At 52.6% G+C, this 18,071-nt stretch carries 13 protein-coding genes and 1 CRISPR repeat array (1 of these 14 only partly in view); of the genes, 9 read left to right on the forward strand and 4 right to left on the reverse strand.

The window, feature by feature from the left end; translation table 11 throughout:
• A CRISPR array of direct repeats spans positions 1–385; the repeat unit is 37 nt; unit sequence GTAGCGCCCGGCCATTCGGCTGGGCGAGGATTGAAAC (it extends 726 nt beyond the left edge of the window).
• Positions 386–777: 392 nt separating this feature from the next.
• A complete protein-coding gene (locus ABTW62_RS00325; protein WP_430902577.1) occupies positions 778–1,455 on the reverse strand; it encodes an alpha/beta hydrolase in 678 nt (225 codons plus the stop codon).
• A 90-nt stretch (positions 1,456–1,545) separates the two neighbouring features.
• Here ABTW62_RS00325 and ABTW62_RS00330 point away from each other — a divergent pair, with 90 nt between their 5' ends.
• Positions 1,546–2,655, forward strand: coding sequence for a transglutaminase domain-containing protein (locus ABTW62_RS00330; protein WP_430902578.1), 1,110 nt, complete (start codon positions 1,546–1,548; stop codon positions 2,653–2,655).
• A gap of 245 nt (positions 2,656–2,900) precedes the next feature.
• On the opposite strand, the gene ABTW62_RS00335 is transcribed toward ABTW62_RS00330, so the two are convergent.
• Positions 2,901–3,104: a hypothetical protein gene (locus ABTW62_RS00335; protein WP_430902579.1), complete on the reverse strand. Its 204-nt coding sequence runs from the start codon at positions 3,102–3,104 to the stop codon at positions 2,901–2,903.
• A 91-nt stretch (positions 3,105–3,195) separates the two neighbouring features.
• Positions 3,196–4,137 carry an HTH-type transcriptional regulator CysB gene (gene cysB, locus ABTW62_RS00340; RefSeq protein ID WP_430902580.1) on the reverse strand — a complete coding sequence of 314 codons (942 nt, stop codon included), beginning with the start codon at positions 4,135–4,137 and terminating at the stop codon, positions 3,196–3,198.
• A gap of 394 nt (positions 4,138–4,531) precedes the next feature.
• Between cysB and ABTW62_RS00345 the strand changes: the two genes are divergently transcribed.
• The 8 genes from ABTW62_RS00345 (at position 4,532) to ABTW62_RS00380 (ending at position 17,095) form a co-directional block, all read left to right on the forward strand.
• On the forward strand, positions 4,532–6,628 hold the full coding sequence (locus tag ABTW62_RS00345) for a nitrite/sulfite reductase (protein WP_430902581.1): 2,097 nt from the start codon (positions 4,532–4,534) through the stop codon (positions 6,626–6,628).
• A gap of 29 nt (positions 6,629–6,657) precedes the next feature.
• On the forward strand, positions 6,658–7,350 hold the full coding sequence (locus ABTW62_RS00350) for a phosphoadenylyl-sulfate reductase (protein WP_430902582.1): 693 nt from the start codon (positions 6,658–6,660) through the stop codon (positions 7,348–7,350).
• Between the two features lie 32 nt (positions 7,351–7,382).
• Positions 7,383–8,288, forward strand: a complete 906-nt coding sequence (gene cysD, locus ABTW62_RS00355) for a sulfate adenylyltransferase subunit CysD (protein WP_430902583.1) — start codon at positions 7,383–7,385, stop codon at positions 8,286–8,288.
• Positions 8,289–8,347: 59 nt separating this feature from the next.
• The gene (cysN, locus tag ABTW62_RS00360) at positions 8,348–9,631 is read left to right on the forward strand and encodes a sulfate adenylyltransferase subunit CysN (RefSeq protein ID WP_430902584.1); all 1,284 of its coding nucleotides are present in this window, start codon (positions 8,348–8,350) and stop codon (positions 9,629–9,631) included.
• A 167-nt stretch (positions 9,632–9,798) separates the two neighbouring features.
• Positions 9,799–13,353, forward strand: a complete 3,555-nt coding sequence (locus ABTW62_RS00365) for an FAD-dependent oxidoreductase (RefSeq protein ID WP_430902585.1) — start codon at positions 9,799–9,801, stop codon at positions 13,351–13,353.
• A gap of 873 nt (positions 13,354–14,226) precedes the next feature.
• On the forward strand, positions 14,227–15,348 hold the full coding sequence (locus ABTW62_RS00370) for a Re/Si-specific NAD(P)(+) transhydrogenase subunit alpha (protein ID WP_430902586.1): 1,122 nt from the start codon (positions 14,227–14,229) through the stop codon (positions 15,346–15,348).
• A gap of 58 nt (positions 15,349–15,406) precedes the next feature.
• Entirely contained in the window at positions 15,407–15,715 is a 309-nt protein-coding gene (locus ABTW62_RS00375) for an NAD(P) transhydrogenase subunit alpha (protein WP_090411647.1), read from the forward strand.
• Entirely contained in the window at positions 15,716–17,095 is a 1,380-nt protein-coding gene (locus ABTW62_RS00380) for an NAD(P)(+) transhydrogenase (Re/Si-specific) subunit beta (protein ID WP_430902587.1), read from the forward strand.
• A gap of 60 nt (positions 17,096–17,155) precedes the next feature.
• Here the strand turns inward: ABTW62_RS00380 and ABTW62_RS00385 are convergent, their stop codons facing one another.
• A complete protein-coding gene (locus ABTW62_RS00385) occupies positions 17,156–17,938 on the reverse strand; it encodes a tetratricopeptide repeat protein (protein WP_430902589.1) in 783 nt (260 codons plus the stop codon).
• Positions 17,939–18,071: the final 133 nt, after the last annotated feature.

Genomic DNA, 18,071 nt, shown 5'->3' on the forward strand with positions numbered 1-18,071 from the left:
GGCCATTCGGCTGGGCGAGGATTGAAACTTTGTACGGCATTACATTGTCAATTCTTATGTCGGTAGCGCCCGGCCATTCGGCTGGGCGAGGATTGAAACACGACAACCTCCAATAACCAGACCCTTCCTTGCGGTAGCGCCCGGCCATTCGGCTGGGCGAGGATTGAAACAATCAAAGTATCAGCAAATAGCATTAGAGTATTCTGTAGCGCCCGGCCATTCGGCTGGGCGAGGATTGAAACACAGAAGAGGAGCTGACAGGACGGCTAGCTGAAGGTAGCGCCCGGCCATTCGGCTGGGCGAGGATTGAAACACCCTTCGGCACTGGAATTTCTTGTGGCATAGAAGGTAGCGCCCGGCCATTCGGCTGGGCGAGGATTGAAACTGTGATCGTTCGGCGGGGACGAATCGCACATGGGGGTAGCGCCCGGCCATTTTGTCGAACGTATCAATAAACACTCGGAATCCCGTTCTGGCCGGGTTTGTTTTTACGCCATACCGGGTTTACACTACTTATCCTAAAGGTTGGGCTGTGGTAGCTCGGAGTCTACGAGCTTGGTCTTCAGTGATCCTGAATGAAGGGATGTCCGGCTTCTCAGCTTTTCCGTTTCAATTCTCTCGTGGGATTGTGAGATAGGTTGTCAGTAAATTGATCTCGATGGCTGCTGAATGCTGCTTACTTATCGATGGATGTGATTTCATACTTTTTTGAGGCGGTTGGGTACTTGGCTGCCTTGACGGTTATCCGGGCCGATCAGATGAGCCGGGTTGAGGTAATCATTGAAGAACTTTTCTCAGCCAGCGTGAGATGTCGGCTAATTCAGGGTCGCAAACAGCATGCGCCATGGGGTATTCATGCCATTCTACGGCATGGTGGTGTTCGAGCAAGAGTTGTTGCGAGGTGTTGGCAAGTGCGATGGGTACAACGGGGTCTTGAGTGCCATGTGCCATGAATATGGGTGTCGAAATATTGGCGGAGTGGGCTTCCCGCGCCAAATGATGAGGCAGTGGCAGGTAGCCGGACAGGACCATGATGCCGGCCAGCTTGTACGGAAGGCGCAGGCCGGTTTGCAGCGCCATGGCGCCGCCTTGGGAAAAACCGGCCAGCACGATATGTGCGGCCGGGATGCCTCGCTGGATTTCGTGTTCGAGTAGTGCAGTAATTGCGCGCTGTGAGTTGCGTAACCCGGTTTCATCTTCCTGCCAACTTAAATCGTTATGTTTGATGTCATACCAGGCGCGCATTTTCCATCCACCATTGATGGTGACGGGCTGGACCGGAGCATGCGGAAACAGAAAACGGATGGAGATTTCGGGTGACAAATCAAGTGCATGTACAATGGGCACGAAGTCATTGCCGTCGGCACCCAGCCCGTGCATCCATAAGATTGTATGGGTGGGGTTGGCGCCGGTTGTGATTTCGATTGCGGGGAGTAGGGATTGTGTGTCGAGCATGAAATATAGGAATTGACTGAAGTAGCTGGCAGCGCTAGATTTGCTGTTTCTGGCTGTATTTATTTTATACCAACACTGTTCAGGAGTCGTATGAAACGTAGGGATTTTTTCAAACTGATTGGCACCGGTGGAGCAGGCGCTGTGTTGTTTCCTTCCATCCCGTCATCGGTATTTGCGCAATCTTCGGCCCCAGCTAAATGGCGAAGTTATCGTTTGTCTTATGAGGTGGCGTTGCCATCCGCAGGAAAAGTTGCGCGGTTGTGGCTGCCTTTGCCGGATACCAATGATACGGATTATCAGTTTACACAGGGCAGTAACTGGAATGGGAGTGCGACTGCTGGTGGATTCAGTGTTGTGCCTGATACGCGTTTTCCGATGTTTCACGCAACCTGGCAGGGCAGTGGCGAGCGAACCATAAAAGTCAGCAGCATTATCAAGACTGCTGACCGCTCTATTGACCTGCGGCATTATCGTGCACCGGCCTCGGCTGCAATACCGCAGGCGGTGAAACAATACCTGAAACCGAGCAAACAGATTCCTGTTGATGGCATTGTCAAGAAAACTGCGCTTGCCATCACTGAGCAGGCCGGTGCGAAAACGCCGCTGCAGCAAGCGCGGGCCATTTATGACTGGGTGATTGACAACGCGACTTTTGATAACAATCTGCGTGGGCAGGGCTGGGGGGATGTCCAGAATATGCTGGCGAAGGAAAATCTCCGTGGTAAATGTGTCGATATTCATGCGCTGTTTGTGGGGCTGGCGCGCGCCAGCGGCATTCCCGCCAGGCAGAAGTATGGTATTCGGATCAATGATTCGGTGCTCAATAAGCATCTGGGCAAGTTTGGCGATGTCAGTCGCGCGCAGCATTGCCGGGCTGAATTCTATCTGGCCGGCTTTGGCTGGGTGCCAGTAGATCCGGCTGACGTGAGCGAGGTCATGGCTTTGGATATGTTGCCCCGCAATCACGAATTGATTGTGCAATTGAGAGAGAAGTTGTTCGGTTCCTGGGAAATGAATTGGGTCGCTTTCAATGACGGCGAGAATGTTGGCCTGGGCAAGACAAGTGCTGTGGGCAAGTTGCCGTTTTTCCTTTATCCGCATGCCGAAATCGACGGGCGGCAACAGGATAGCCTCGAACCGGAAACATTTTCTTATAAAATCACTTCGGCTTCGCTGGTGGGTACAGGCGCCAAGTTATAAAATTTTCCATAACATAACAGTTGCTGAAAAGTATTTGGATGACCGCGACGGCTGCCGGCAGGGGGCGGCCGCGTTGTATTGCCGCTGGCTTTGCCGGGAAACCACGAATGGACACCAATGCACACGAGTTGTTGGGTTGCGGCGCTCTCTTGATTTGAGCTTTGTTATGTGGCCGGGCGAATGATGGATGGCTGGTCTGGTTGCGGGTGAAAATACAGCCGAAGTGATTTTGCAATATTAGCGTGTTAGTGTGCCTTGGTGTTCATTAGTGGTTTGATCATGATGGTGATCAGGTTGTATGCGTAGGGTACAAGGGTGCGCTTGCGCACCGTCCGGCTGACGCTAAAAGGCGATTGTCGGTTCAGCGACGTGAATGATGAACATGCGCCCAGTAATAATCCATCGTCGGTTTTATGGTGCGCAAGCGTACCATCCGGCTGTTTGATCATTTCTTCTGTTTCATACCGACCTCATCAGTTTTGCCTGCCGGCCTTGCTATGACGGTACGGAGTACTAGCTGTGCAGGTGTCTGGCCTGGTTTCAGGCTGGTTCTTGTCGTTGCGGATGGGCCAGTGCCTGTTTGATGGTTTCTGTGTCCAAATGTGGGGCGAACATTTCAATGAAGTCGTAAATATAGCTGCGAATGTAGCAACTGCGGCTGATGCCAATCCGGGTGGTGCTCGGTTCGAAGAGATGGGCGGCATCGATGGCGCGCAGACCTTTATCGCGCGCAGGGTCGAAGGCCATTTGCGCGAGAATCCCCACGCCCAGCCCGATTTCAACATAGGTCTTGATTACATCGGCATCGATGGCGGTCAGGACGACATTGGGCTGCAGGCCTCTGGACTCAAAAGCCAGGTTGATTTTTGAGCGCCCGGTGAAGGCAAAATCATAGGTAATGATGGTGTATTGCGCGAGAGATTCAAGTGTCAGCTTTTCCTGTTCCAGCAGCGGGTGTTGGGGGGGGGCCACGATGCAGCGGTTCCATTGGTAGCAAGGAATCATGATCAGCTCGTCGAATAGTTCTATCGCTTCGGTTGCGATAGCCAGGTCCGCTTCACCTGAAGCAACCCAGGTGGATATTTCGATTGGGCTGCCCTGGCGCAGGGTCAGCCTGATCTTTGGGTAGCGTTCGATAAATCGTTTGATGATGGGTGGCAGGGCGTATCGGGCCTGGGTGTGGGTGGTTGCGATGACGAGTGAACCGCTTTCCTTGTCGTTGAATTCTTCTCCGATTCTTTTCAGATTGTCCGCATCCTGAAGCATTCTTCTTGCGACTTCGAGAATGGCCTGTCCTGGTGGCGTGATTTTGGTGATGCGCTTGCCATTGCGTATGAAAATTTCAACGCCCAGTTCCTGCTCCAGTAATTGAATTTGCCGGCTGATGCCTGGTTGCGAAGTGTGCAGGGCTTCGGCGGCTTTGGAAAGATTGAGCTGTTGTTTGGCGATCTCAGAGAGGTAGCGTAATTGCTGAAGTTTCATGGGTGTTATGAATGTGTGTTATATGCATGTAATATAATATTATTTTATATTATATAAGATTTTTGTTATTCTGTTACAAGTACGAGAAGTATATTCTGCAGATCAATACATGCTATCGCATCTGCGAACAAATCGCTGCGAGCGGTATATTGGTAAGTTGGATGAGGAACTTATTTTCTGCCGCTATCACCCGCTGGAAATCGTCGACCGATCTTGAGTGAGCATGATGCTGGCCCAAGGCGGCGTTTTTTACAGCTTGACCCTGAATTTTCTGGCTATTTTCTGACAATGACGTTACGCAGCGGGCGGTTATCGGATAAAATAGCACGTTTTGGCTGTTGAAAATTATTCCGTGGATATATTGATAATGCCATGGAAGCTATGGAGAGATGGAATGGATTATTTGACTGATCTTGCTGACAACGAGGAAATCGACGCCTACGAACAAGCCTTGCAAGGTTTCTTGAATGGCCAGATCGATGCGGACCGTTTTACGGCCACCCGTTTGCAAATGGGCATCTACGGCCAGCGCCAGGAAGGCGTGAACATGGTGCGCGTCAAGATCCCCGGCGGGCGTTTGGTCGGGACGCAACTCGATGCAATTGCCGATGTCGTCGAACATCACACGCAACGTGGCGAAGCGCATATTACAACGCGCCAGGATATACAACTGCATTACGTACCATTGGCGGATACGTCAGTTGTCATGCGCAAGTTGTCAAAAGGTGGATTGACGACGCGCGAAGCATGCGGCAATACGATTCGCAATATTACAGCCTGCCCGCTGACCGGGGTATGTCCGCGCGAACACACCGATATTACGCAGCATCTCAATGGCACAGTGCGGCATTTTCTGCGCAAGCCGCTCAATCAGCTGATGCCACGTAAATTCAAAATCAGCTTTTCGGGTTGTGAATCGGATTGCGCACAAGCGATGATTCATGATTTGGGGGTTGTGGCTGTCAAAAACGAGGATGGGCGTTTCGGCTTCAAGGTGCTGGTAGGCGGTGGCCTTGGGCATAAACCCCATGAGGCGATTGTTGTCGAATCGTTCGTTGAGGAAAAAGACCTGTTCCTGGTGATCGAAGCGGTGCTGACCGTGCACAACAAGTATTCCGATCGGGTCAAGCGTGCCAAGTCACGCATCAAGTTCCTGGTGGACCGGTTCGGTGAGGCGGGCTTCATCGAAAAATATCAGGAAGAGCTGGCTCGTGTCAAAGAGGCCTTGCAGAATCAGGGCTACCCCAAAGGCGAATGGACCACCGGCAGAACCGATGTTGCGGCCCCGGGGCAAGGCGCGCCACGTGAAATTTATGAACAAAAACAGGCTGGGTTGCATGTGCTGCCAATCAGCGTGCGGCTTGGGCAGTTGACGGTGCCACAAATGCGGGGGCTTTCCGGGCTGTTGAAACGGTTCGATTTGGCGGAAATTCGTACGACCCAGGATCAAAATCTGATGCTGGTCAATGTACCGCAAGCTCAGCTGGCGGATATTCAGGCGGTACTGGCCGATTTGGGACTGGGTTTGCCCAAAGCCGGTGACGATGTCGTGGCCTGTCCAGGCACTTCCACTTGCCGTTTGGGTATTACGTCGAGCCCAACGGTGGGTGGGAAATTATCCGGTGGTGAGCATGATCTGCGTATCCGCGTGTCGGGATGCCACAATGGTTGTGCACAACCCGAGGCTGGCGATATTGGCATCTATGGCGAGGGCAAACGCATGCATGGCAAGCTGGTGCCGCATTACCAAATGTATTTTGGTGGCAACGGCATGGCTGCAGGCGGACTGGCTTTCAAAGGGCCATCAGTTCCGAGCGCTCGTATTGAGCCGGCCATCGATCGGGTCCAGGCTGCCTATACCGCTGATCGCACCGATAATGAGACGTTTTTCAATTGGACGCGCCGCAAGGGTAAAGACTATTTCGTGGAGTTGTTGGCGGATCTGATGGCCGTCAGTGCCGAGGAGATCCTGTCGGTCATGCGGGACCATGGTCATACCGACGATTTCAGGGTGTTGCAGCTGGGTGGTGGCGAATGCGCAGGCGCCAAGCAGGTACAGATCGGTACCACATTCTTTGATGCTGCAAACGAGCGAAATTACCGGAATGCCTTGAAGTTCCAGCGCAAGTTTGAGGAATCTGCGAAATGTGCCGAGGCAATCGCCTGGCTGATTGGCCAAGGATTGACCCAGCTGGTTGGCGGGCGCAAATGCGACACGCTGGCCGAGCAGGCGGAGGAATTGCTGCAAGTGTTGCCCGCCAAACCGGCTTTGGCCAAATCGCTGGCAAACTTTGCGCACTATTTCTCAAAACCTGCGGAAGAGTTGAATGATCAGCTGCTGACCGAGTGGTACGCTGAAATGGACGGCTGGACGAATGATGTTGCGGCATTCTGTATGGATTTTGACCGTCAGCTGGATTTGGCCGGTGCACTGCCTCAAGCTGGAGCCGCTTCAAGCCGGCGGGAAACCCAGTCAGCTTCAGTGGCTTGATTGCGTAGACTTGGCCTAATCGAACGCGTATGAGTCAACAGGACTTGCAACAGAAAGTTGAGCAATTGTGCAGTGTGCTGGAGCATATCCAGCAAAACTATGCGCCAGCGGTGTTCGCCAATAGTTTCGGTGCCGAAGACATGGTGCTGACAGACCTGATTGCGCGTCACTATCCGCAGATTGTGATCTTTACGCTTGATACCGGCCGTTTGCCGCAAGAAACCTACGATCTGATGCAGGCAGTGAAGGACCGTTACGCTGTTTCCATCCGGGCCTATTGCCCGGATGCGGCGTCGATTGAAGACTATGTCGCGCAGCATGGGCCGAACGGTTTCTACAAGAGCATCGCCTTGCGGAAAAGTTGCTGCTATTTGCGCAAGGTCGAGCCTCTGAAGCGGGCACTGGCAGGGAAAAAGGCCTGGATTACAGGAATGCGGCGTGAACAGGCCGTGACACGTGACAGCCTGGAAATCTCGGCCTATGACAGCGAACACGGCTTGCATAAATTCAATCCGCTGTGTCACTGGACCCATCAGAATGTGTGGGATTACATCAAACAGCATGATGTGCCCTACAATGCATTGCACGATCGGTTCTACCCCAGCATTGGTTGCGCGCCTTGCACCCGGGCGATCACGCCGGGTGAAGATGTCCGGTCGGGGCGCTGGTGGTGGGAAAATCCGGATTCCAAGGAATGCGGCCTGCATGTAGAGAAAACGTAATCTACACTTAACGTGTTATCAAATAAATCAAAATGAATCATCGAGCTTTTACACATTTGGATGCCCTGGAAAGTGAGGCGGTCCATATCATGCGGGAAGTGGCAGCAGAATGTACGAATCCGGTATTGCTGTTTTCGGGTGGCAAGGATTCAGTGGTCCTGTTGCGGCTGGCAGAGAAGGCTTTCCGGCCCGGCCGTTTCCCGTTCCCACTGATGCATATCGATACCGGTCATAATTTTCCGGAAGTTATCGAGTTTCGTGATTATCGGGCCAAGGAGCTGGGTGAACGTCTGATCGTGCGCAGTATGGAGGATTCCATTCAACGCGGGCGGGTGGTCTTGCGTTCTGAAAATCAGAGCCGCAATCCGTTTCAGTCTATTACTTTGCTGGATGCGATTGCGGAATTTGGATTTGATGCCTGTATCGGTGGCGCGCGCCGGGATGAAGAAAAGGCGCGTGCAAAAGAACGCATTTTCTCGTTCCGCGATGAATTCGGCCAATGGGATCCAAAAAATCAGCGTCCGGAATTGTGGAGCCTGTTCAACACGCGTACTCACCCCGGCGAAAATATCCGGGTGTTTCCTATCAGCAACTGGACCGAACTGGATGTGTGGGAATATATCGGGCGCGAGCGTCTGGAAGTGCCATCCATTTATTTCGCGCATCAGCGGGAAGTTATCCCGCGCAACAACGGATTGTTGCCGGTCTCGAGCCTGGTTCAACCTGGAGCAGACGAGCGTGTGGAGAGCGTGATGGTGCGGTTCCGTACGGTCGGGGATATGAGCTGTACTTGTCCGGTCGCGTCTCAAGCTAGAAATGTCGAGGAAATTATCGCCGAGACCGTGCTTACCCGTATCACTGAGCGTGGGGCTACACGCATGGATGATCAGACATCTGAGGCGTCGATGGAATTGCGTAAACGGGAAGGCTATTTCTAATTCAAGGTTTAATCATTCCCCATCTTAATTTTACTTTTCTTCAAAGGTTCATCTAGTACATGTCAGTCGTTGAAAATGTCGGACTCGATCGTGCCGAGTTGCTTCGATTTATTACTGCCGGAAGCGTGGATGATGGGAAAAGCACCCTGATCGGGCGCTTGCTGCATGATTCGAAATCCATATTCGAAGATCAGCTGAGTTCTATTGCCCACACTTCCAGCAAGCGTGGTATGGAAAAAGTCGACCTCTCTTTGTTGACGGATGGTTTACAGGCCGAGCGGGAGCAGGGAATTACCATCGATGTGGCTTACCGTTATTTCACCACACCTAAACGTAAATTCATTATTGCCGATACGCCCGGGCATGAGCAATATACCAGGAACATGGTGACGGGGGCCTCTACCGCCAATCTGGCTATTATCCTGATCGATGCACGCAAGGGTGTGCTGACGCAATCGAGGCGGCATGCCTTCCTGGCCAGTTTGGTGGGTATTCCGCATTTGGTTGTGGCCGTCAACAAGATGGACCTTATGGACTATTCCCAGGATGTTTTCGAGCGCATCTGTGCCGATTTTGCTGCTTTTGCCCAAAGATTGGGGTTGCGTTCCATCGATTATATTCCCATGTCCGCTTTGCTTGGGGATATGGTGGTGGAGCGGGGCGACCGGCTGGACTGGTATACCGGCAGGCCTTTGCTGGAATTGCTGGAGAGTATCGATATCGAGCATGATCTCAATACGAAAGATTTTCGTTTTCCGGTACAGTGGGTCTGTCGCCCACAAACGGAGGCGTTGCATGATTTCCGCGGCTATATGGGACGTATCGAATCCGGTGTGGTGCGCAAGGGGGATGCAGTCACCGTGTTGCCTTCCGGTTTGACCTCGCATATCAAGGAAATCCTGTTCTATAACGATACGCTGGAGAGTGCTTTTGCACCCCAGTCCGTGACGTTGACAATTGAAGATCACCTGGATATTTCCCGGGGCGACATGCTGGTCAATACCGGCAAATCGCCACGTACCATCCGGGAATTCGATGCCATGCTTTGCTGGTTGTCTGAGAGCGGATTTGACCCCAGGCGTAAATATATCGTCAAGCATACCACGCGCATGGTCAAGGGTTTGATTGCCCGGATCGATTACCGCGTGGATGTCAATACAATGGATCATGAAATGACCGATACGCTCAGCATGAACGATATCGCCCGCGTCGGGATGAAAGTGCAGCTGCCACTGGTTGTGGATGCCTATGCGAACAATCATGGCACTGGTTGTTTTATTCTCATCGATGAGGTTAGCAATAACACGGTTGCCGCCGGCATGATCTGTGATTCCGAAGATTAAACCTGAAACTCCTGGTTAAGCGTAAGCGCTATTTGATATAGCCATTATTCATTAGCTATATACTCGCTTGATTCTCCTGGAAAGCCTGTAAACAGTTCTGGTCTGCCGGGAGTATGAAGCCAGCATTATTTGTTCCCATTATCCTACGTAAAAATACCTGAATAAACATGATTGACTCACCCTCAACATCCGCTCATCCTTCGACAGCCGCTTTGGCTACCCTCGCGCTCGGTTATGGCATGACTTTCAGAGAGTTATATGATCGTGACGGTCTGGTCAAGCTGGATCAAATATTTCTGGATGTCCTCAAGGAGGGTGATGCGGCATTGCGAGCCCGCCTGGATCAAGCCCGCCAGCATCCTGAGTCACTGGCAACGAAAGACGAATCTGCTCTGCTGATAGAATTGGCGCCCTGGTTGGAGGACTTTATCGCGACCTTGTTCGGTATTGGCAATGAAGTGCGTGCCTTGGCCCAGCGGCATCATGAGTTGGCGCCGCTCTATTTTTGCAAACGTCAGTTCGTGCAGCGGCGGGCCAAAACCAAGGTCAGTGATCAGGTACTGCAGACCATCGATGGATTGGTGCTGGAGCAGAAACTGGTGGAAATATTCGGGCAGCCTTTTTCCGAGTTGGTTTTTGCGAGCCATGTTGCTCGCTGGATGGAAGATGAAGCCCAATATGCCGATCAAATTGAGCTTGCCTTGCATTATGCCGCATGGGCGCTGCGCACGCCCGAAGGTCAGGCGCATACCCGGCAGGGTATATTGTTCAAGTCCCCACGCAAGCTGGATCCAAAGCATTTGCTGTCGCTGGTGACTGAAGACAGCGAGGGCTATACGATGCATCATCTCGATCATTTGCGCCACCGGGAAGGCTTTTCTTTGACCGATGTCGGCACAGATCTGGCGGGTGCGCTGGACGAAGCCAATTATTGTATCTGGTGTCATGAGCAGGGCAAGGACTCCTGTTCGAAAGGCTATTTACAAAAATCGAAGGATGCGCCCGAGAGCAAGGTATTCAAGAAAAGCGAGCTCGGCGCTTTGTTGGCGGGTTGTCCGCTGGAAGAGCGTATCTCCGAGTTTCACAAACTCAAGACACAGGGCGTGGCGGTTGGCAGTCTGGCAATGATCGTGCTGGATAATCCGATGTGTGCCGGCACGGGACACCGGATTTGCAATGATTGCATGAAATCCTGCATTTATCAGAAACAGGATCCTGTCAATATTCCACAGGCGGAAACGCGGACGCTCAAGGATGTGCTCGAGCTGCCATGGGGATTTGAGATTTATAGCTTGTTGACACGCTGGAATCCACTCGATCTGGGCCGGCCTTATCCCAAATCGCCAACTGGCAAAAAAGTACTGGTAGTAGGAATGGGTCCTGCGGGCTATACCTTGGCGCATCATTTGATGAATGATGGGCATACGGTCATCGGTGTGGATGGACTGAAAATAGAGCCTCTGGCCGCCGGGATATCTGGTGTGGACATGAACGGCACCCGTATGCCTTTTACGCCTATCCTTGACGTCGAATCCTTGCGCGAGGATCTGAATGAGCGCTTGCCCATGGGTTTTGGGGGGGTTGCCGAGTATGGCATCACGGTTCGCTGGGACAAGAATTTTCTGAAACTGATCCGTCTTTTGCTGGAACGACGTTCGGAATTCGCGCTTTTTGGCGGGGTGCGTTTTGGTGGCACATTGAGCGTTGAAGATGCCTGGAACATGGGTTTCGATCATATTGCGCTGGCTGCCGGTGCTGGGCGTCCGACTATTTTGGATTTGCCCAATGGGTTGGCGCGTGGGGTGCGGGCGGCATCTGATTTTCTGATGGCGCTGCAATTGACGGGCGCAGCACAAAGCGATTCCATCGCCAATATGCAGTTGCGCTTGCCGGTTGTGGTGATTGGTGGCGGGCTGACTGCCATTGATGCAGCTACCGAGGCGCTTGCCTATTATCCTGTGCAAGTGGAGAAATTCCTGCATCGCTATGAAACATTGGTGGCCGAACAGGGCAGGGCGGTGGTAGAGGCCGGCTGGGATGATGAAGAGCGGGAAATTGCAGCCGAGTTCATGAACCATGCCCGCGCCATTCGGGAGGAGAAGGCGCAGGCAGCCCAGGAGGGCCGTGCGCCACGTATTGCGCAGTTATTAAAATCCTGGGGAGGCGCGACGATTGCGTATCGCAAGCGCTTGATCGATAGCCCATCTTATACGCTGAATCATGAAGAAGTAGAGAAAGCTCTGGAAGAGGGGATCTATTTTGCCGAAGGGTTGACGCCTTTGCGGATTGATGTGGACCGCTGGGAGCACACCCAAACGATCCGTTTCGTAGTGCAGGCACTGGATGAGGAAGGTCGCTGGCATAAGACCCGGGAAGTGGATTTGCCGGCACGGGCACTTCTGGTGGCGGCCGGGACACAGCCGAATACCGTGCTTGCACGGGAAGATGCCGATAACTTCAAGCTCAACGGGCGCTATTTCGCGTCCTGCGATGAACAAGGCCAGCCTGTTGACGTGACCAAAGGTAATCCGAAGCCGGAAAAAGCGGTGGTATTGCTCAGCCGCTCGGATGATGGGCGTTTCATCAGTTATTTCGGCGATCTGCATCCTTCTTACTCGGGTAATGTGGTCAAGGCCATGGCCAGTGCCAAGCAGGGTTATCCGGTCGTGAGCCGGGTGCTGGCGCAGATAGCGCCGGCAGCGAGTACGCCGGCACCGGATTTCATGCATGCGCTGGGTTCCCAGTTGCGGGCAACGGTGCATAAGGTAGAGCGCCTGACTTCTACCATTATCGAGGTGGTTGTCCATGCGCCACTGGCTGCTCGTCATTTCCAGCCAGGGCAGTTTTACCGTTTCCAGAATTTTGCCGCGCTGTCAAAGGTTTCCGAGGAAACGCGCCTGGCCATGGAGGGCATTGCACTGACTGGTGCGGCGGTAGATGTCTCGAAAGGGTTGGTATCGTTGATTGCGCTCGAAATGGGCGGCTCGGCAGACTTATGCACATTACTCAAGCCTGGTGAACCGGTGGTGTTGATGGGCCCGACAGGCACGCCAACCGAAATTGTGTCCAATGAAACGGTCGTGCTGGTCGGCGGTGGATTGGGCAATGCAGTGTTGTTTTCGATCGGTGCAGCGGCGCGTGCGGCAGGCTGTAAGGTATTGTATTTCGCGGGCTACAAGAAATTGGTCGATCGGTATAAGGTTGCCGAGATCGAGGCGGCTGCCGATACCATTGTCTGGTGTTGTGATGAGGCGCCGGGCTTCCAGCCATCGCGGCCGGGTGATGCGAGTTATGTCGGCAATATTGTTCAGGCGATGGTCGCATATGCTCGTGGCGAACTGGGACAGCCTGCAATCGCTATGCAGGAAGCAGACCGTATCATCGTGATTGGTTCCGACCGGATGATGGCTGCAGTCGGCGCTGCCCGTCATCAGCAACTGGCGCCTTATTTGAAGGCGGACCACTTTGCGGTCGGCTCGATCAATTCGCCGATGCAGTGCATGATGAAAGAAATTTGCGCGCAGTGTCTGCAGCCACAGAAAGATCCTGTCACAGGTGAGGTGTCATATGTCTTTTCTTGCTTTAATCAGGACCAACCATTGGATTGGGTAGACTTTAGTGGGCTAGCTTCCCGCTTGCGGCAAAACAGTGTCCAGGAGAAATTGACAAGTCAATGGATTGATCACTGCTTGCATGCTGAAAGCCATACTGCCACTTCTTGACCAGGGATTCATAAGAAGCTGTTTGGTAATTTCTATTTTGGGACCATCTCATTAACGTCATGTCAATGGCGGCGATGCATGGTCGCCGAAAAGCGTCTGGATGGCTGCGGCCCGTTGGGCCTCGCCATGACGGCAGTCAAGATATGTGCGGCGGTCATTTTTTACTGTCCGTCTTTGCGAGCGCAGCGAAGCAATCCAGCCCAACGTCAACTTGACCTTGATGCCGAATATCTCGCCAGGCAGCTAGGAGGCTATCCGAGAATAGACTGATCTACTGCGGACGATTCTGGCTGGCTGGATTTTCCGATCCTTTTCGTTGAATAGAACGACTATTCGCCTCAAATGATCGAAAAATCCCGCTCAACCAGCCTCGCCCTCGCTACGATCGCTATTCTCGGATAGCCTCCTAGCAGGGAAGATTGCCCATGGTTTTAGAAAAAGTAGTACGTATTAACACATGTCATGCTGCTGCATGATCGCTCGAAGCCATTGTTTCAAAACAGTTTCATAGCAGAATCCACGAGCGACTTACTCGGGCGAACGAACCGGGGTTTACGCCGCCTGACTCGCATTATATGAGGCGCTTGACATAAAACAGGAGCTTCCAAACAGCTTCTAAGACCGGATCGGATTTCATCTGATCCAAATTGATTTATAATTCAAGGCTGACTTGAATCTGGGGGTCTGTAAAAAATGGGGTATGCATTCCACAGCAAGAGCATGATGATGCGTGCGCAGCATCGGGGTTCGTGATAAGCAGTCAGGTAATTGGGATCCTTGTTAGGGCCTCGGCCGGAACGTGACGCCTGCTTTACAGACAATTAATATATTGATTTTATTAACGAATTAGCAAGATAACAGGGGAGAGTATCCATGCACATAGGCATACCTGCCGAGACGCGTGCAGGTGAGACGCGTGTGGCGGCCACACCCGAAACCGTCAAGAAATATACAGCTAAAGGGTTGCACACAGTTTTGGTGCAAACCGGCGCGGGAGCGGGTGCCAGCATTCCAGATGCGGCCTACCAGGAAGCTGGTGCGACCATCGTCGCCGAAGCGTCGCAGTTATATGAGCAATCCCAAATTGTATTGAAAGTCCGTGGTCCACAAGCTGATGAGCTCGCCCTGATGCGCAAGGACGCTGTATTGATCGGTTTGCTGTCACCACATCATGCCGAAGGCGTTGAAGCACTGGCCAAGCATGGCCTGACCGCCTTTTCCATGGAGAAATTGCCGCGGATCTCCCGTGCGCAAAGTATGGATGTATTGTCTTCTCAGGCCAACATTGGCGGGTATAAGGCCGTAATTATGGCAGCCAATGTTTACCAGAAATTCTTTCCCATGCTGATGACGGCGGCGGGTACGGTAAAAGCTGCGCGTGTACTGGTGCTGGGAGCAGGGGTGGCTGGATTGCAGGCGATTGCCACGGCCAAACGGCTGGGCGCAGTGATTGAAGCTTTCGATGTGCGTCCAGCCGTTAAGGAGCAGGTCGAGAGTCTCGGTGCAAAATTTGTGGAAGTCCCATTGACCGATGAGGAAAAGGCAAAAGCCGAAACAGCTGGTGGCTATGCTGCCGAGATGTCCGAGGACTATAAACGCCGTCAGGGTGAGTTGATTCATGAACGTGCGGCGGCGGCGGATATTATCATTTCTACTGCCCTGATTCCTGGGCGTCCGGCACCGGTTTTGATCAAGGAGGATACCGTCAAGGCAATGAAGCCGGGCTCTGTGATTGTTGACATGGCAGTAGAAGCTGGAGGCAACTGTCCCTTGTCGGAATTGAACAAGACCGTGGTGAAACATGGTGTACATTTGATTGGTGTAGCCAATCTTCCCGGATTGGTGGCAACCGATGCCAGTGCGCTCTATGCACGCAACCTCATGAATTTCTTGAATCTGATGCTAGATGCCGAAACAGGCGCGCTCAAGATAGATCGGGAAGATGAAATTATTGCAGGCAGTCTGATTTGTGCAAACGGTGAAATCATCAGCTGAACACGAGTGGACTCGTTGCTGGTTTTTGGAAAATTTATGAATTTAGAAGGGAAAGAACATGATTGGCGAAATTGATCCAACGATCATTCATCTTACGGTGTTCGTTTTGGCTGTATTTGTTGGTTACCATGTGGTATGGAATGTGACGCCAGCCTTGCATACGCCACTGATGTCGGTGACGAATGCAATATCCAGCATTATTCTGGTCGGTGCGATGTTGGCTGCTGGAACCGCAGAGTCCGACTGGGGCGTCTGGTTGGGTGCGGTCGCGGTCGTTTTGGCTTCTGTCAATGTATTTGGTGGTTTTCTCGTTACCCAGCGAATGCTGGAAATGTTCAAGAAAAAAGAAAAGAAAGGGAACGCCTAAATGTCCGCTAATTTCATTGCACTTGCTTATCTCGTCGCAGCGGTATTTTTCATACTCGCGCTCAAAGGATTGAGCTCGCCACTTTCGGCCCGGCGCGGCAACCTTTTCGGTATGCTCGGGATGACGATCGCTGTGGCGACCACGCTGACCATTACCGAGAATTGGGCACTGATCCTGGGCTGTATTGCCATCGGTGGCTTGATTGGTTCCATCGTGGCGTATCGCGTTCAGATGACGGCCATGCCGGAGTTGGTCGCGTTCATGCACTCGCTCGTTGGCCTGGCGGCAGTATTTATAGCGATCGCCGCTGTCAACAATCCTGTTTCGTTTGGTTTGCCTGAGGTGCTGCCCACCGGTAGCAAACTGGAACTTTTCCTGGGCACGTTCATTGGCGCCATGACCTGGTCAGGTTCTGTGATCGCATTCTTGAAACTTTCCGGCCGTATGAGCGGCGCACCGATTGTTTTTAGCGGCCAACACCTGCTCAATCTGCTGTTGGCGATCGTCATGATAGGCTTCGGTCTGTGGTTCTTCTTCACTGAAACCACCAACTGGACTGCATTCTCCGCCATGACGGCCATCGCCTTCCTGCTGGGTTTTCTAATCATTGTTCCCATTGGCGGGGCGGATATGCCGGTCGTAATTTCCATGCTGAATTCCTATTCAGGATGGGCGGCAGCCGGTATCGGTTTCTCCCTCGGCAATCCGATGCTGATCATCGCAGGGTCGCTGGTTGGTAGTTCCGGTGCAATTCTGTCCTACATTATGTGCAAGGCGATGAATCGCCCGTTCCTGTCGGTTATTCTGGGCGGCTTTGGCAGTGATGGGGGTGCCCAAGCTGCGGGCGACGGGACACAGAAAACCTATCGCAGCGGGAGTGCCGATGATGCGGCTTTCCTGATGGGAAATGCCGACAGCGTCATTATCGTGCCTGGATATGGGCTGGCTGTGGCACGCGCCCAGCATGCTGTAAAAGAGCTTGCTGAGGCCTTGCTCAAGGCGGGCGTGAATGTGCGTTTTGCCATTCACCCGGTTGCAGGCCGTATGCCTGGCCATATGAACGTGTTGCTTGCCGAAGCAGAGATTCCCTACGAGCAGGTATTGGAGATGGATGAAATCAATAGTGATTTTTCCAATACGGATGTCGTGCTGGTGCTGGGTGCGAATGACGTCGTGAATCCGGCTGCCAATGTGCCAGGTAGTCCTATTTATGGCATGCCAATTCTGGATGCCTACAAGGCACGCACTGTGATGGTGGTCAAGCGCAGCATGGCTGCCGGCTATGCTGGCCTGGACAATGATCTGTTCTATATGGACAAAACCATGATGGTATTTGGTGATGCCAAGAAAGTCGTGGAGAACATGGTCAAGGCGCTATAGCGCATGCGTAGTTGATCTTTGCAAACAGAGATGGCCGATCCAGGAAGAGTCAGCGTTGGACTATTTTCTGGATTCGAGCCACTCTCTGGCTGCTTTTTGTGCGGCCGTCAATTGTTTGGAGCTGAGTGCGCGCATCGCTTTGTCCCGCGCCAGCATCGCTTGTTCGACACCTGCAGCCGCAGCCAGATTGAACCACATATAGCTTTTTTCAAGATCCATATCTACCCCCTGGCCGACCTGATAGAGCAATCCAAGCTCATATTGCGCGAACGGGTGATTCTGCTCAGCTGCCATAATGAACCACTTGGCCGCTTCTGAAAAATCCTGCAAAGTGCCTCTGCCAGCCAGATAAAGCAATCCCAGCTGGTATTGCGCATCGGGATTGCCTTTATTGGCCTTTTCCAAAAAGAGACTTACGGTATAAAACCGATTGTCACCGGGATCGGGCAAGCCAGATTTTTCATCCAAGGCCTGCGTGTCAATTTCCTGGCGGCGCTCGACTGCCGCTGACAGAATGGGGTTTGAGGAACGACCATTGGCAGCGGCGGAAATAGAATCCTGTGCGGTTTCTGTGATGCTGCTGGCTTGTGACTGAGAGGAAAGTCTTACTGAACTGATCTCGTCAGGCGATAAAGCCAGCCAGACAAATGTGCCGAATAGTACAATACCGCCTGCACTGATGGCGGCCACGAAATAAGCGCTGGTATTCCGTTCCCAAAAGCGTGCCTTGCAATCACGGCAGCGGAAGGGGGCAAGAAACAGGTTTGAAGCGGTCCGCTCACCGGGCCTGAAGCGTGACTGATGTACACGCTTGCTGCCGCATTGGGGGCAATTGTATGTCATGTCGAAATTCTTATGGTGTGAGCATGCACGCCGTCAAGTCGGGCACTAAGCAGATTCACAATGAGAATAAATAGCCATTCTACCAAATACCTTTTGCTGATCTGGCAATAAATGCACAATCAACCTGGAAATC

The organism is Nitrosomonas sp. ANs5 (genome assembly GCF_050584665.1).
Classification (GTDB): Bacteria; Pseudomonadota; Gammaproteobacteria; order Burkholderiales; family Nitrosomonadaceae; genus Nitrosomonas.

Excerpts from the sequence above, each read along its gene's own strand:
- ABTW62_RS00375 (WP_090411647.1), top strand. The coding sequence starts at position 15,407 with ATGATTGGCGAAATTGATCCAACGATCATTCATCTTACGGTGTTCGTT.
- ABTW62_RS00350 (WP_430902582.1), top strand. The coding sequence starts at position 6,658 with ATGAGTCAACAGGACTTGCAACAGAAAGTTGAGCAATTGTGCAGTGTG.
- ABTW62_RS00345 (WP_430902581.1), top strand. The coding sequence starts at position 4,532 with ATGGATTATTTGACTGATCTTGCTGACAACGAGGAAATCGACGCCTAC.
- ABTW62_RS00325 (WP_430902577.1), bottom strand. The coding sequence starts at position 1,455 with ATGCTCGACACACAATCCCTACTCCCCGCAATCGAAATCACAACCGGC.
- ABTW62_RS00385 (WP_430902589.1), bottom strand. The coding sequence starts at position 17,938 with ATGACATACAATTGCCCCCAATGCGGCAGCAAGCGTGTACATCAGTCA.
- ABTW62_RS00330 (WP_430902578.1), top strand. The coding sequence starts at position 1,546 with ATGAAACGTAGGGATTTTTTCAAACTGATTGGCACCGGTGGAGCAGGC.
- cysB (WP_430902580.1), bottom strand. The coding sequence starts at position 4,137 with ATGAAACTTCAGCAATTACGCTACCTCTCTGAGATCGCCAAACAACAG.
- cysN (WP_430902584.1), top strand. The coding sequence starts at position 8,348 with ATGTCAGTCGTTGAAAATGTCGGACTCGATCGTGCCGAGTTGCTTCGA.
- ABTW62_RS00380 (WP_430902587.1), top strand. The coding sequence starts at position 15,716 with ATGTCCGCTAATTTCATTGCACTTGCTTATCTCGTCGCAGCGGTATTT.
- cysD (WP_430902583.1), top strand. The coding sequence starts at position 7,383 with ATGAATCATCGAGCTTTTACACATTTGGATGCCCTGGAAAGTGAGGCG.
- ABTW62_RS00370 (WP_430902586.1), top strand. The coding sequence starts at position 14,227 with ATGCACATAGGCATACCTGCCGAGACGCGTGCAGGTGAGACGCGTGTG.
- ABTW62_RS00335 (WP_430902579.1), bottom strand. The coding sequence starts at position 3,104 with ATGATCAAACAGCCGGATGGTACGCTTGCGCACCATAAAACCGACGAT.
- ABTW62_RS00365 (WP_430902585.1), top strand. The coding sequence starts at position 9,799 with ATGATTGACTCACCCTCAACATCCGCTCATCCTTCGACAGCCGCTTTG.